Origin of the sequence: Amycolatopsis sp. cg13, assembly GCF_041346965.1 — a bacterium.
GTDB lineage: Bacteria > Actinomycetota > Actinomycetes > Mycobacteriales > Pseudonocardiaceae > Amycolatopsis.
Window position 1 is genome coordinate 2639894 of record NZ_CP166848.1, and the last position, 14897, is coordinate 2654790.

Below are 14897 nucleotides of genomic sequence, written 5' to 3' on the forward strand. Positions count from 1 at the left end.
GTCAGACCCCCCGGACAGAATGGCCCGCATCGGCATCGACCGGCGTGACCGGCCGGTCGCAGCCGGTGAAAGCACGAGACGGCATCGCGAGTCCGTGAGAGGCTCGCCAGGAAAGGGAGGAACCGGACATGACTGCGGCGCTGATCGGGCGGGACCACCCCGCCTCGACACTGCGCGCGCAGCTCTCGCGCGCCACGGCCAGCCACGGCGGCCTGACCCTGGTCACCGGCGAGGCCGGAATCGGCAAGACCACGCTGGTCAGCGCACTGGCCGACGACGCGCGCGAGGCAGGCGCGCTCGTCCTCGGCGGCACCTGCTGGGAGTCCGGGGCCGCGCCGGGCTACTGGCCGTGGGTCCAGGTCATGCGCTCGCTGCGCCGTGAAGCCGCGGCGCACGAATGGGCCGTCGCCAGCTCGCCGATGCTGTCCGCGCTGCTCGGCGAAACCCCCGAACCGCCGGCTGACGACGGGTTCCAGCTGCCCGACGCCGTGACCCGGGCGCTGGTCACGGTGGCCCAGGAACGCCCAGTGGTCGTCGTCCTCGACGATCTGCACTGGGCCGATCCGGCGTCGCTGCGGCTGCTCGAGTTCGCCGCCCGGCACACGTGGTTCGAGCGGCTGCTGCTCATCGGCACATACCGCGATGTCGAGGTGGACGCGCCCAGCCACCCCCTGCATCAGCTGATGCTGCCGCTGCTCGCGAAGGCAACCACGATCACGCTCACCGGCCTCGACGAAACCGGCGTCGCCGAGCTGATGAGCCGCACCGCGGGCGCTGATCCAGATGCCGAACTGGCGGCCGACGTGCACCGGCGCACCGGCGGCAACCCGTTCTTCGTGGAGCAGACCGCGCGGTTGTGGCGCAGCGGGAGCACAGTGTCTGCGGTCGCGCCCGGAGTCGCCGACGCACTCCAGCGACGGCTGTCGCTCCTCCCTCGTCCGGTTACCGACCTGCTCACCAATGCCGCAGTGCTTGGCCGAGAGTTCTCCCTCCAACTGCTCGCAGCCGCTGCAGGCGCACCCGTCGCACAGGTCGACCACCTGCTCACCCGCGCCGTAGCCGCCCGGCTCGTTCTCGCACTCGGCGAAGGCCGTTTCGCCTTCGCGCATGACCTGGTGCGCGAATCGAGATACGCCGAACTGACCCCCGCCGAAGCACAACGCCAGCACGCGGCGGTCGTCCGCGCCGGCGAACACACCCCGGCCCTGACCGGAGTCGCCGAACGAGCGCGGCACGCCTACCTCGCCAACACTGACCTCGAACCACGACACGTCGTCCGCCTGCTGCTCGCCGCGGCCAAGGACGCCGGTGCGCGGATGGCGTTCGAGGAATCCATCGCACACCTGCGCCGAGCCCGCGAACGCGCCGCGGACGAACGCGGCCAAGCCGTCGTCGCGTTGGAACTTGGCACCGCGCTATGGCGCCTAGAGGAGAAAGACGAAGCCTGGCTCCTGTGCGAGGAAGCCACCGCGCTGGCCCGCCGACTGGACAACGCGAACCTGCTAGCCCGCGCCGCCCTCACCCTGTCGAAATTCAGCACCAGCGGCGCACGACGCGAGTTCACCGCCCAACTTCTCCGCGAAGCACACGAAAAACTGTGCGGCGGCAACGCGGCCGAACCCCTCTCGCTGGACCGAATCCGGCTGGAACTCACCGCCCGCGCCGCGATCCTCGCCCGCGACGACGAGGACGACGACGCGCTGGCATTCACCTTGTGGGCACGACACGACGCGATCTGGGGCCTGGGCAGCGGCGCCGAACGCGAGCGGCTCACCGATGAGCTGACCGCCATCGCGAAACGCACCAACGACCGCGAGAACGAATTCTTCGCCGCCTCGCTCAAATGGGTCGCGATGCTGGAACAGGGAGATCCGCGCTACCTGGACCAGTTCCAGGTGTTCCAAGCGATCGCCGACGAAGGCGTGCCAGCCGCGAAGGTGGCGGAAGCGATCGACCGCAGCATCATCTGCACCTTCCGCGGTCGCTTCGCCGAAGCCGACGCAGCTCTCGCCGAAGCGCTGGCCGCCCCGGAAATGTTCGGCAGCAACGATTACGGCTACCTGCCCGACCAATTGCGCTGGAGCGCATTGCTGGTACAGGGTCGCTTCGCCGAAGCCGCCGAACTCCCCGCAAAAATGGCCGACGCCGGTCTCCCCCACCCCGCCCTGCTGCGGACCTTGACCGCCGCACTCGCAGGCGACGCCGCGACCACCCGGCACGAACTGTCCGAAGCAGCGGCCGACGGCCCGTACGCCCGCGCCTTCACCCCGTTGTGGCTGCGCTGCCAGGCCCAAGCCGCCGCAGTACTGAAAGACCGCCCAGCGGCAGAACGGTTACTGCGCGAACTCTCCCCGCACTCCGGAGAATGGCTGGTCTCCCTATACGGCTGCGAACTGAGCGGCCCAGTAGACCTCTGGCTAGGCCTGCTGCACAAAACCCTAGGCGACGCCGAAACAGCCGCCGCCCGCTTCACTTCCGCCGCCCGCTCCGCAGACCGCCTGCGCGCCCGTCCGTGGGCTGTCGAAGCCCGCCACCACCTCGCGAACACGTTGCTAGACCTAGGCGAAACCGACCGCGCAACCACCCTGGCCGATGCCGTCACCGCCGAAGCAGCTGAACTGGGCATGCAGCACCTCACCACCCGCCCTCGCCCAGCACCGTCGGTTCCCGCCAACGAATTCCACCGAACCGACGCGGTGTGGACCCTGCGCTTCGCCGACCGGGAAGCACGCATGCCAGACGCGAAAGGCCTGCGAGACCTGAACTTCCTGCTGAGCAGACCAGGAACCGAAATCCCCGCCGCACAACTGCTCTCCCCCGACGGCGGCCCCGAATCGGAAGCGGCCAAAGCCTTCAGTGGCGACCCCGTCCTGGACGACACCGCGAAAGCCGCCTACCGCCGCCGCCTCGACCAGTTGGACGAGGCGATCGACACCGCCGCCCTCCGCGGCGACGACGCCAAAGCCGCCGCCTTGGACACCGAACGCGCCGCCCTCCTCGACGAACTCCGAACGTCCACCGGCCTGTCCGGCCGGACCCGCCGCCTGGGCGACGAAACAGAACGCGCACGCAAAGCCGTGACCGCCCGAATCCGCGACACCCTCCGCAAACTGGGCGACCTCCACCCAGAGCTGGCCGCCCACCTCCGCGACACCATCACGACCGGCTCGTCCTGCAGCTACCAACCGGAGAAGCCCATGACCTGGCGCTTGTGACCACCGGCCCGGGCGACCCAGCCGACCGGGCACGACAGCGACCGCAGCAGGGGAAGAGAGGAGAGAAGAAGGAAAGAAAGAGACAAGAGACCGCACCGCCGCAGGGGGTCAGCGCTCCAGCTCGCGCGGCGATCCCGCGAGCGAGCCGAGCGAGCGAAACCCGGGCGAGCGAGCCAAGCCGGGCGAGCGAGCCGAGCGGGCTGGCCAAGCCGAGCGAGCGAGCCGAGCGGGCGGGCGGGCGGGCCAAGCCGAGCGAGCGGGCGAGCGAGCCGAGCGGGCCAAGCCGAGCGGGCGAGCGAGCCGAGCGAGCGGGCCAAGCCGAGCGGGCGGGCTGGCGGGCTGGCGGGCTGGCGGGCTGGCGGGCTGGCGGGCTGGCGGGCTGGCGGGCTGGCGGGCGAGCCAAGCCGAGCGAGCCGAGCGGCCGAAACCCGGGCCACCAGCAAGAACGAATCGCACCGTCCGGCAAGGCTCGCAACCGCTCGGCAAGACGAACTGGGGCTGACGAGCTGGGGCTGACGAGCACCGCTGCACGCCCCCGAAACCGCGCTGTCCGCGCGCCGAAGCCACAGTCTGGCTAGGCTGGCCGTCCGCGTCGACGTCGTGGAGGGCGCAAGCTGGTATGGCAGGCACACCGAAACACAACGACTCCGGTTATCTCGGTTCAGCGGGCGGGACCTCGTGTTATCTGGTGCGCACGAATCGTCCGTGGGAGTCCGGCATCGACGGCATCGCGGTTTCCGTCGGCGGCAGTCTCGGCAGCCTCGGCCGCGCGGTCCGGGAACAGTTTCCGGACGCGGGCTGGGATTCCGTCGACTACGACGCGATCGTCCCGGAGCGGCCGTTCGTGCTGGACCTCCGCGGTGGCAGGGGCTCGCTGAAGTTCGCCGTGCTCGTGACGCCGCACGAAGACGGCGCGTTCGGTCTGCCGTCGTTGCCCGCGATCGCGACTGCCACGGAAACCGGGATTCGGTTCGCGGCGAGTGCGGACTCGATCGCGCTCGGGTTTCCGTTGCTGGGCACCGGCGATATCGGGCTCGGGGAAGCGGAGGTCGCCGCGGTGGCGATTCCGGCTGCGGTCCGGGCGCTCCAGGACACCAGTGGCCTGCGCAGTCTTGTCTTCGTCTGCAACTCCGAACAGACGGAGGACGCGATCCGCGCGGCCTGGAAACGGGCGGGGGCCGCCAGGTTTTCCGTCGTCGAGCTGGCCGGCGGCATCTCGAACGATCTGGTCGACCCGACGCTCGGGATCCCGCTCGACCGCGATCGGCTCGGGGTCGCGCCCTACGTGTCGATGCTCGCGACGGTGATCGCCGACCGGAGCACCCTGCCGCCGTTGTCGGTCGGGGTGTTCGGCGAATGGGGGTCCGGCAAGAGCTACTTCATGGGGCTGATGCGGGACGAGGTGGATCGGCTCGCGGGCTCGGGCAATCCGGCTTACCGCGGCGAGATCGTCCAGATCGGGTTCAACGCCTGGCATTACGCGGACCGCAACTTGTGGGCCAGTCTCGGCGACGAGATCTTCCGGCAGCTCGCCGGTCCCGGTCCGAATGCGCAGCAGCGCCGCGAGCAACTGCGCGAGGAACTCGCCAAGCGGCTCGATCAGGTCACCGAACTCGAGGACGCGAAGCGCCAGGCGCAAGCGACCGCCGCGAAACTTCAGGCGGACGTCGACAAGGCCGCGCTGAGCCGGAAAGACATCGCGAAGGTGCTGATCCGGTCGTTGGCCGGCAGCCGGGAAGTGTGGCGCCGCCTCGGGATCCAGGACGAGGCCGAGCAGGGTGCGCTGCTGGTCGAGCAGTTGCGCGGCACATTGTCCGAAGCCGAGGCGTTGCGCAGATCGCCGAAGGGACGCTGGGGCAAGGCAGCGTTGACGGCGTCCGCGGTCATTCTGTTCATCGGTTTCCTCGTCGCCGCGGCCACTCCGGTCGCGAGGGAGTGGCTGGCGGGAGTCGGCGCCGGGTTCGCCGCGGTGGCGGGCACCGGGGTCGTGCTGCTGAGCCGGGCTCGGTCGGGGATCCGGGAGTTGCGCGAACTCAGCGAAGACCTCCGTCGCGGCATCGACCGGGGCGCGAGCAGGGCCGTCGCGCCTGAGGTCGTCCGGATGCTCGAGGAGATCCGGAGGGCCGAGACTGATCAGCGGGTCGCCGAGGCTCAGCTGGAAGAGGTGGTGGCGAGGGTCGGCGAACTCGGCCGGGAGCTGACCGAGCTGACGCCGGGCCGCAATCTTTACGCGTTCCTGGCCGATCGCGCGCACGGCGATTCCTACCGGCGCGACCTCGGGCTGATCTCCACCATCCGCAAGGATTTCGAGCAGCTGGTCGACCTCATGGCCGACTGGCGGGCGCATCCCGGCTCGGGCGGCACGCCGATCGACCGGATCGTGCTGTACATCGACGACCTCGACCGGTGCAGTTCGCGCCAGGTGGTCGAGGTGCTGGAGGCAGTGCACCTGCTGCTCGCCCTGGAACTGTTCGTGGTGGTGGTCGGCGTCGACCCGCGGTGGCTGACCCGGTCGTTGCAGAGCCACTACGACGGGATGCTCGACGATTCCCTCGACGACGGCAGGCTCGCTTCCCCGGAGGACTATCTCGGGAAGATCATCAACCTGCCGTTCGTGCTGCCCGCCATGTCCGAGGGGAGCCTGCGCAGCCTGTTGCGGTCGCTGACCGACGACCGGCTGCTGGAGCCCGCGGGCGAGGAACGGCCGCGGACCGAGCAGATTCCGTCTCCGGGCCGGACGCCCCCGGACGTCCTTCCCGAGATCGAGAAAGGGTCCGAAGTAGACAGTCAGAGCCGCCCGGAGCGGGCCGCGGATCCGCCGCGTCCGCTCACCTCCGCGGAGATCGACCTGTTGTCCGAACTGGACGTGCTGATCAGCACCCCGCGCGAGGCGAAGCGGCTGTTCAACCTGTACCGGATGCTTCGCGCGACCCGGGACCTCTCAGCGGCGTCGCGTTTTCTCGGCGACAACCTCGAACCCGGCGACTACCAGGCGGTGGTGGCGCTGCTCGGTCTGCTCACCGCACCGGGACTCGTGCTCGAAAAGGCGTTGGACACCGTGCCGGACCCGGACCGTTCGATCACCGGCGGTCTCGTCCACCGTTCGCCGGAAGACACCTGGGCCGCGTTCGTGGCCGACTGCGCGCCGCGGCGGCACGGCGAGGTCTGGCAGAACCCGGTCGCCGGGACGCTCTGCGACAAGGAACTGCGGGACTGGCGCCAACTTCATCGCGGCCTCGCCCACCTGTCGACCGCGCTGCGCATCGACACTCTTTCCCGCTTCCAGCAATGGGTTCCGGCGGTCCGCCGGTTCTCCTATGTCCTCTCCCCCACGGCCTGAAGCCACGACCGGGCGCGGGAGGCCGAGCGGCGCGGCCTCCCGCCCGGCACGGGTCATTTCCGGTTGTACAGCCGCATGGTCAGCGTCCCGAACACCGCGGTCAGCGCGGCCGCCGCGATCAGCGTCCACATGATGGCGCTGCCGTCCCAGGCTCCGGACATCGTCGAGCGCACCGCGGTGACCAGGTGGCTGATCGGGTTGGCCGAGACGCCGGCCTGGAGCCAGCCGGGCATGGTGGACGGGTCGACGTAGATGTTGCTGAGGAACGTCAGCGGCATGATCACCATCATGCTGACGCCCATCACCGATTTCTCGGACCTCAGCAGCAGCCCGAACATCGTCCACACCCACGACAGCCCGAACGAGAACACGAGCAGCAGCAGGACTCCCGCGGCCACGCCGCCGATCCCGCCGTCCGGGCGGAAGCCCAGGATCAGGCCGACGACCATGATCACCACGGACGCGATCAGGTACCGCAGCACGTCGCCGAGGAGGTAGCCCACCATCGGGGCGGGCCGCCAGATCGGGAGCGTGCGGAAGCGGTCGAACACGCCCTTCGCGATGTCGGTGTTCACCGCGACGCCGGTGTACATCGTGATCATCACGACGCTCGACGCGAGGATGCCCGGCAGGAAGAACTGCAGGTACTGCGTCGGCGATCCGGCCAGCGCGCCGCCGAACAGGTAGGTGAACATCAACGTCATCATGATCGGGAACGCGGTGACGTCGAACAACTGCTCCGGCACGTGCTTGATCTTCAGCACGGCCCGCCAGCCGAAGGAGAATGACGCGGACAGCGCGCTCGGCCGCGGCGGCCGTTCGGTCGCGAGCAGGACCGCAGCCAGTTCGTCCGGCTTCGGGGCCGCGAGATCGAGATCGGGTTCCTTGACGGTGGTCACGCCGCCTCCTCGGTGGCTGTGCGGTCGGTAAGGGCCAGGAAAACCTCGTCGAGGCTGGGCTGGCCGAGCGAGAACGTGTCGACGGTGACGCCGGCCTTCGCGAGCTCCGCGAGAGCCCGCGACGCGCGGTCGGCGGCGGCCTCGTGCGCGTCCGACGACAGCCGGGCGGTGATCGCGACGGGGTCGTGATCCAGTTGCACGGTGGCGGAAAGCGCGCGTTCCAGCACTTCGGCGGCGGTCGCGCGCTGGTCGGCGTCCCGCAGCCGCAGGTGGACGGCGCCGACCCCGACCGAGGCCTTCAGCTCGCCCTTGGTGCCCTCGGCGATGACGCGGCCGTGGTCGATCACCGCGATCCGCGACGCCAGCTGGTCGGCCTCGTCGAGGTATTGCGTGGTGAGCAGGACGGTGGTGCCCTGCGCGACGATCGCGCGGACGATGTCCCACACCTGATTGCGGCTGCGCGGATCGAGGCCGGTGGTCGGCTCGTCGAGGAACAGCAGATCCGGCGTGTTGAGGATGCTCGCGGCGATGTCGAGCCGCCTGCGCATGCCGCCGGAGTAGTTCTTGACTTGGCGGCGCGCGGCTTCGGTGAGCCCGAACGCCGCGAGCAGCTGGGCCGCCCGATCGCGCGCGGCAGCGCTGCGGTGCCCCAGAAGCCGGCCCAGCAGCACCAGATTCTCTTGTCCGGTCAGGTCTTCGTCGACCGACGCGTACTGGCCGGTGAGACTCACCCGGCTGCGCACGGCGTCTGCTTCGCGCACCACGTCGTGGCCGAACACCCGCGCCTCGCCGCCGTCCGGTCGCGACAGCGTGGCGAGCATGCGGACGGTGGTGGTCTTGCCCGCGCCGTTGGGCCCCAGGACGCCGTACACGGTTCCGGCGGGCACGACGAGGTCGACCCCGTCCACCGCTCGGGTCTCGCCGAACACTTTGACGAGCCCGGAAGTCTCGATCGCCGGTTCCCCGGCTGCGTTGCTCATGTCTGTCCTTTCCCCTCAGTTGTTCATCCGCGATACGGCCGCGCGCGCCGGCCCTCGCGCAGTGCCAGTCCCCACCAGATCAGCTCGTCCAGTAGAGCAGAGACCGCGTGACCTGCGGATTCCCCGTGCGGACCCGCGCCGGGGTCGCCGCATTCGTGCTCGAGCAGGTCGAGGCACACCGAATCCCGCACCGTCGCTGTGTGCAGTTCTGTGAAGACGTCCCGGAGGTGCTCCACCGCGTAGCGGCCGCCCGCGCGGTAGCCGTAGGAGACGAAGCCGACCGGTTTGGCCCGCCATTCCTCGTACGCGCAGTCGATCGCCTGTTTCAGCGACGCCGGGAAGCTGCGGTTGTACTCGGGCGTGACCACGACGTACGCCTCGGCCGCCGCGATCCGTTTCGCGAACCCGGCCATGCCGGCCGTCGGCTCGGCGGGCAGCCGGGCCGGGATCGCGAACGTCGCGAGGTCGAGCACGTCGAGCGCCACCCCGCCGTGCCCGGCGGCCCGCTCGACGAACCATCGGCCGATCTCGCCGCCGACCCGGCCCTCCCGGGTGCTGGCGACGAGCACGGCTACCCGCAGCTCCTCGTCCACACTTCTTGGGCGCCAGATCGGTGCGCGTCGGTGCCAGGTTGGATCTAGCGGGTGTTTTTGCTGTTCAGAGGGATGACGAGGCAAAAAAGAGGAAGCGGCGGCGAGTGCCCTGGGCGGGGCAGCCAGAGGTGCGAAGGCGGATCTGGCACGGCTGGCCACGGTCTGGCGCGAGCTTCCTCGCGGTGGCCGTCAGCGATTCGCCGCTCATCGAATGGCGTCGAGGCCGCCGTCGCGGGCAGGATCACCGGCATGGACCCGGATTTGCCCACGGTCGGCATACGTTTGTGGCGCGCCGACGCCGTTGTCCTGTTCGACTGGCTGATGACCGTCGACCTGAACGCGGTGCCGATCACGCACCCCGCGCAGAAACAGGCGCTCGCCGACCTGCTGTCCCGATTGGAAGACGCCACGGACAGCGACGTCACTGAGTCCACGGCCGAGGAAATCGCGGCCGCGCAGGAGGAAGTCGCCAAGGACATGGGCTGGTAGACGCGGGCAATCACGCCGTCCACGTCGTCGCCCCACACCAGGAGCGACGCGCAAGAAACCCAGTGAATACTTGGTACCCGTGACCGGCGAAGCGTCCGAACAACCCCGCCGGTCACGGAGTCTCACTCTGCCCGCAACGCCAGCGCCACCGCGCCCAGCAACGCAGCGTCCTGGTCGAACCGCGCGGGCACTAACTCCGGCGGGAACGGCACCGCGGCCGCCAAGCGTTCCCGCAGGGCAGGCAAAAGCACATCAGCCGACCGAACCAACCCGCCGCCGACAGCAATCCGCGCGGGATCAAAGGCGATCGCCAGGTTGGCCACGTGCATCGAAAGCTCGTCCAAAGCCGAAGTGACCAGCTCCTTGGCCTCGGTGTTTTCCCGCGCCAAGGCGAACAACTCCCCCGCCGTGACCGGGCGGCCGAGCAGCGCGGTCGCCCGCGTGCCCAGCCACCGGCCTCCGACGGCTTCCTCCAGCGGCGCCGCTCCGCCGGCGAAACCGTCAGTGTCTTGGGGGGTGCGCAGGTTGTACCCGATCTCCCCGGCCGCCCCGTTGGCTCCGGTCAGCAGGCGGCCGCCGACCAGGACCGCGGCGGCGATTCCGGTGCCTAGCGACAGGAATACCGCGGGGTCGGCGCCGGCCAGGGTGCCCCAGGTCCATTCGGCCAGGGCGGCGGCTTTGGCGTCGGTGCCAACCGCGACCGGCACCGCGGGGAAGGCTGCCGACACCAGTTCGGCCAGGCGGAGTTCTTCCCAGCCGGGCACGTTCGGGGCCAGCAGGATCCGGTCCGGCAGCACGATTCCCGGGCTCACTACGCCGATCGCGGCGAGCCGGGCGTCGCCGACCAGCTCGGCCGCGGCGGCCAGCGCCCGGGTGACCACCTGTTCGGCGCCCGCTTCGGCGTCGGTGTCCAGGCGGCGGGTCGCCCGCAGCGTGCCGGTCCGGTCGGACAGACCCAGCGCCACTTTCGTGCCGCCGAAGTCGATGCCCAGGATCAGGTCTTCCGATGTCACTCGCGGGTCCCCTCGATGACCGGCGGGACAGCGCCCTGGCTGTCCCGGTGCGGACCGGCCGGCACCACGACCCGGCCGGTGTTGAACCCGTCGACGCTGACGGTCGGGCCGGCGCCGTGGAGGTCGGCGGCCCGGTAGCGGACGGTCAGCGTCTGCGACTGGCCCGGCCACAACGTGATGTCGTTGTCGTCCCAGGTCGCGGCTGGCAGCTGGGAACCGTCGGTGGAGCGGCGCAGGTCCGCGCGCAGGAAGAAACTGACCGCGGAGGTCTTCGACGTATTAGTGACCGTGACCGTCGTCGCGGTGTCCGTGCCGTCCGGGCCACGCGACGGGCGCGTCGACGCAGTCACGTTGACCTGCGACCTCTGCAGATCGCGCAGTGCGGTCAGATCGCCGTACTGGCTCATCGTCGCCTGCGGGTTCTGCAGCGTCTTCGCCCAGTCCACGACGTCCTTCTGGGTCGACATCCAGTAGACGTTCCGGTCCACGACCTTCCCGGCCTGCCGCACCTGCAGCTCCACGAAATACGTCTGTGCCTTCGCCGGCGCCTTCGTCTCCGCCGGGACCTTCGGCTTCAGCAATCCGGTCGCGACGCCCTGGCTGTCCAGCGAAACCGCCGGAGCGGTCTGGTCGTCGAGCACCTTGCCCGCGGTGTCGTACACCTTGGCCTGCACGGAAATCCCGTTCTGCCGCGCGGCACCCAGGTTGGACAGCGCGACAGTGCCGGTGTCGTAGGCGTACAGCGCGTGCAGCGGCTTATTCGCCTTCTGCGCGCCGAAATACGCGCCCGGCTGGTCGCCGTCGTTGTTGTACAGCGACCACAGCAGCGTCGGCCAGCCCTTGTTCAGCTGCCAGTACACGACGCCGGTCGACGGGTTCTTCTTGTCGTTGGCGTGCGCGAGAAACGCCTCGAACTGGGAACGGGTGTTCTCGTAGTTCGCGATCTGCGCGGACTCCACATAGGACTCCAGCGAGTCCCATTTCCCGTACCGGCGGGCGATCGACTCGTCCAAGGTGTACAGCGTGCCGAACTTGTAGCCGCCGTGCCCGGATTCGTAATTCGCGTGGTACTGGTTGTACGCCGGGTCCTGCCAGAGTTTCGCCTGCTCCTCCGGCGACAGGAACCGCCGGATCGAATCCAGGGTCGGCACGGTGTGCCCGGCGCTCTGCTCGCTCGCGAAACCCCAGGCCCCGCCCGCGTTCGTGCGGCTCGGGTCGGTCTTGTCGAAGGTCGACGAGTCGTACCAATAGGCCGGCGGAACCCAGTCGTAAGGGCCTTCCTTCTCCCCCGACGGGCCGAGCGTTTTCGTGCTCTTGTACTCCGCCGACGCGATCACCGGCACGTCCCAGTCGGCCGCCTTGAACGCGCTCAGCGTCTCGGTTTCCTGCCGCGGGATCGGCTCGTTGTCGCTCCAGCCGTAGGTGATCACGCTGGGGTGGCTGCGTTCGCGCTGCGCGATCGAATACGCGGAATCGTGCATGATCCGGTAGTCGCGGTCGGTCAGTTTCTCCGGTTTCTCCGGCTGCCAGGCGTCGCAGCAGAGGAATCCGCCGAGCACCAGCAGTCCGGCGCGGTCGGCCTGCTCGTAGAAGTCCGCGGGCATGTCGTGGCCTTCGAGCCGGACGCCGGACAGGCCGAGGTTCTTGATCAGCGCGAGCTGGTGCGCGATGTCGGCCTTGTCGTAGCGCAGGAACAGGTCCGGCGCGAAACCGCCGCCGCGGAACACGAAGTCGCGGCCGTTGACCGCGAACTTCCGCGCGCCGTCCGGCAGTGCCGGCGACTTGCCGATCAGCTTCGACGTCACCGTCCGGATCCCGAACGTGTCCGACGACGACGTCGACACCACGCCGCCCTGCGAAACTGTCGTACCCAAGGTGTACAACGGCTGTGCACCCATCGAGTACGGCCACCACACTTGCGGCTTGACGATCTTCAACTGCGGGAACTTCGCCGGCGTGAACGTCACGGTTTGCTTGGCGTGCGCGGGAATCGTGACGTTCTGCTTCACCACGATCGGCGCGCCGCGCCCCGGCGGCGTCACCGTCGCGGCGACCTCGCCGGTCTGCGGAATGTCCGCGTCATTGGTGACGTCGACCTTCGCGGTCAGCGAGGACGTCGACAGATCCGCCGCGTTGTCCTGCACGACGTGCGCGTTGTCGCCGCTCAGCGCGTCCGACAGCTGCAGCGTCGGCGGATACTGCAGGCCGGTGTTGTTGTCCGGCACGATCTGCGCCCAGTCGGCCTGGTCGAGCGTGTACATCGAATTCGGGTCATTCGGGTACATCTTGACCGCGAGCGTGTTCTTGCCCGGCCGCAGGACCTTCGTGACGTCGAAGGTGTGGCCCGCGTACGCGCCGCTCACCACGTCCTTGCCCGCGACGAGCGTGCCGTTCACCCACACGTCGCCCTCGCCGACGACACCCGGGACGGTCAGCTTCGCGTTCTTGCCCGGCCGGAAACCGGCGTCGAAATCGGTGCGGAACCACCACGGGTCCTGGAACTGCTTCGTGGTGACCGGCCCGCGCTTCGTCTGGTAGCCGAAGCATTTGCGCATGTTGTCGGAGTAGAACACGTTCGGGCACTTGCCGTTTTGCACGAGCGCGTTGATCTCGGTGCCCGGCGCGCCCGCGTCGTCCGGCTTCACTTTCAGCCAGCCGTGCGTCGGGTAGCCGGGCTTCGAGACGGCCGTGCCGTCGTCCTTGACCTGCGCGGTCGTCAGCACCTGCCAACCGCCGAGCCCGATCGTCGACTCGCCCTGCGAACGGGACGCCGCGGTTTCCGGCTGCTGCGCGGAAGCGGTGGTCGCGACTGCTCCGGGAACGAGGACCAGCGCGGCGATCCCGGCGATCAGCGGTTTCCTCACGACTCCACCCCCGCGGTCTGAGTCGCGAACGCCTCGCGGATTTCCTTGGGGCCGAACGGCCACACCTTTTCCTTCGAGGCGTAGACCAGGAAAGCGATCACCCCGAGCGCGATCCAGCCGATCGAGAGCCAGATCGAAAGCCAGCTGGCCGATACGTACACATAAACCCAGCCGACGCACGCGATGATCGTCGGCACCGGATACAGCACCTGCCGATACGGCCGCTTCAGGTGCGGCTGACGGCGGCGCAGCACGACGATCGCCGCGACCTGCGCGAGCGACTGGATGATCACCAGCACGGTGACCGCCGCGTTGATCACGTCAGTCAAGGTGAACAGCGAACCGATCGCGGTGATCGCGCCCATCGCGAGCACGCCCGCGGTCGGGAGGTTCAGCTTCGGGTGCAGTTTGCCGAACACCGGCAGGAACACCTTGTCGCGCGCGGCTTCGAACGGCACCCGCGACCCGCCGAGCAGACCGGCGAACACCGAACCGACCGCGGCGATCACGATGAAGACCGTGACGATCTTGGCGGTCACCGAACCCCACGCCTGCTCCAGCACCGACGACGCCACGGACGTCGCGTTCTTGAGTTCCTCCAGCGGGGTCGAGCCGAGAACGCCGACCTGCAGCAGGAAGTACAGCGTCATGATGCCGAGGATGGAGAAGATGATCGACCGCGGAAGCGTGCGGCCCGGGTTCCGGACCTCGCCGCCGAGGTACGCGCTGGTGTTGTAGCCGAGGTAGTCGTAGACGGCGATGACCAGACCCGCGCCGAGACCGGCCCAGAACGAGCCGCCCCAGGTGAAGGCGCCCGGGGTGAAGTCGAACGCCTGGTGCGCGTCGAAGTGCGAGAAGGCCGCGATGATCACCGCGAAAACGGCGAACAGCATGATCAGGAACAGCGCGGTGGTGAGCTTGCTGATCTGGCCGATCCGGCGGAACAGCGCGAGGACGATCAGCACGACGAGGCCGATGCCGATCACCTTGCCCAGCGGGGTGACGCCGCCCGCGTCGGTCACGCCCGGCACCAGATAGCCCAGGTACTGGACCAGCCCGATGATGCCGGTGGACATGATGAGCGGGATGAACAGCACCGCGCTCCAGGCGAAGAGGAACGGCATCAGCCGCCCGGAGCGGTACTGGAACGCTTCGCGCAGGTAGATGTAGGTGCCGCCGGCCCCGGGCAGCGCGGCGCCCAGTTCGGCCCACACCAGCCCGTCGGCGAGCGCGATGATCGCGCCGATGATCCAGCCGAACATCGCCTGCGGGCCGCCCATGGTCGCGACCATCGCGGGGATGGTGACGAACGGGCCGATCCCGCACATCTGCGTCATGTTGATCGCGGTCGCCTGCAGCGGCCCGATCCGGCGTTCGAGACCGTTCCCCGGAAGGGTCGCGGAGTCCCCCGGGCGGGTGGGTGAGCTCACGTCGTGCCTCCATCCAATAGTTAGTAAAGCTTCTTAACATAAGATGAACGGGGTGCGGAAGAGCTGCGTCCGGA

9 protein-coding genes are annotated in these 14897 nt (G+C 69.1%); 3 read left to right on the forward strand and 6 right to left on the reverse strand.

Annotation, left to right across the window (positions count from 1 at the left end):
- Nucleotides 1-128 precede the first annotated feature (128 nt).
- Both AB5I40_RS11845 and AB5I40_RS11850 read left to right on the forward strand, forming a co-directional pair.
- Complete coding sequence (locus AB5I40_RS11845) at nucleotides 129-3215, forward strand: AAA family ATPase (protein ID WP_370938529.1); 3087 nt, start codon at nucleotides 129-131, stop codon at nucleotides 3213-3215.
- Between the two features lie 688 nt (nucleotides 3216-3903).
- Entirely contained in the window at nucleotides 3904-6555 is a 2652-nt protein-coding gene (locus tag AB5I40_RS11850; RefSeq protein ID WP_370938530.1) for a P-loop NTPase fold protein, read from the forward strand.
- Between the two features lie 53 nt (nucleotides 6556-6608).
- Here AB5I40_RS11850 and AB5I40_RS11855 read toward each other — a convergent pair whose 3' ends face one another.
- Genes AB5I40_RS11855 through AB5I40_RS11865 form a run of 3 tightly spaced genes read right to left on the reverse strand, consistent with a single transcriptional unit; the run spans nucleotide 6609 to nucleotide 9027 of the window.
- Nucleotides 6609-7454, reverse strand: a complete 846-nt coding sequence (locus tag AB5I40_RS11855) for an ABC transporter permease (RefSeq protein WP_370938531.1) — start codon at nucleotides 7452-7454, stop codon at nucleotides 6609-6611.
- Nucleotides 7451-8434 carry an ATP-binding cassette domain-containing protein gene (locus tag AB5I40_RS11860; RefSeq protein WP_370938532.1) on the reverse strand — a complete coding sequence of 328 codons (984 nt, stop codon included), beginning with the start codon at nucleotides 8432-8434 and terminating at the stop codon, nucleotides 7451-7453. Before AB5I40_RS11860 ends, AB5I40_RS11855 begins: the two co-directional genes overlap by 4 nt.
- Before the next feature lie 23 nt (nucleotides 8435-8457).
- The gene (locus tag AB5I40_RS11865) at nucleotides 8458-9027 is read right to left on the reverse strand and encodes an NADPH-dependent FMN reductase (RefSeq protein WP_370938533.1); all 570 of its coding nucleotides are present in this window, start codon (nucleotides 9025-9027) and stop codon (nucleotides 8458-8460) included.
- A gap of 249 nt (nucleotides 9028-9276) precedes the next feature.
- On the opposite strand from AB5I40_RS11865, the gene AB5I40_RS11870 reads away from it, so the two are divergent.
- On the forward strand, nucleotides 9277-9516 hold the full coding sequence (locus AB5I40_RS11870; RefSeq protein ID WP_370938534.1) for a hypothetical protein: 240 nt from the start codon (nucleotides 9277-9279) through the stop codon (nucleotides 9514-9516).
- 122 nt (nucleotides 9517-9638) lie between these two features.
- Here AB5I40_RS11870 and AB5I40_RS11875 read toward each other — a convergent pair whose 3' ends face one another.
- Genes AB5I40_RS11875 through AB5I40_RS11885 form a run of 3 tightly spaced genes read right to left on the reverse strand, consistent with a single transcriptional unit; the run spans nucleotide 9639 to nucleotide 14823 of the window.
- The gene (locus tag AB5I40_RS11875) at nucleotides 9639-10529 is read right to left on the reverse strand and encodes an ROK family protein (protein ID WP_370938535.1); all 891 of its coding nucleotides are present in this window, start codon (nucleotides 10527-10529) and stop codon (nucleotides 9639-9641) included.
- Nucleotides 10526-13393: a beta-mannosidase gene (locus tag AB5I40_RS11880; RefSeq protein ID WP_370938536.1), complete on the reverse strand. Its 2868-nt coding sequence runs from the start codon at nucleotides 13391-13393 to the stop codon at nucleotides 10526-10528. The genes AB5I40_RS11875 and AB5I40_RS11880 overlap by 4 nt, the downstream gene beginning before the upstream one ends.
- The gene (locus tag AB5I40_RS11885; protein WP_370938537.1) at nucleotides 13390-14823 is read right to left on the reverse strand and encodes an APC family permease; all 1434 of its coding nucleotides are present in this window, start codon (nucleotides 14821-14823) and stop codon (nucleotides 13390-13392) included. The genes AB5I40_RS11880 and AB5I40_RS11885 overlap by 4 nt, the downstream gene beginning before the upstream one ends.
- Nucleotides 14824-14897 lie beyond the last annotated feature (74 nt).

Bases quoted from the DNA above. Each gene is read 5' to 3' on its own strand.
- AB5I40_RS11845 (WP_370938529.1), top strand. From the start codon at position 129: ATGACTGCGGCGCTGATCGGGCGGGACCACCCCGCCTCGACACTGCGC.
- AB5I40_RS11860 (WP_370938532.1), bottom strand. From the start codon at position 8,434: ATGAGCAACGCAGCCGGGGAACCGGCGATCGAGACTTCCGGGCTCGTC.
- AB5I40_RS11870 (WP_370938534.1), top strand. From the start codon at position 9,277: ATGGACCCGGATTTGCCCACGGTCGGCATACGTTTGTGGCGCGCCGAC.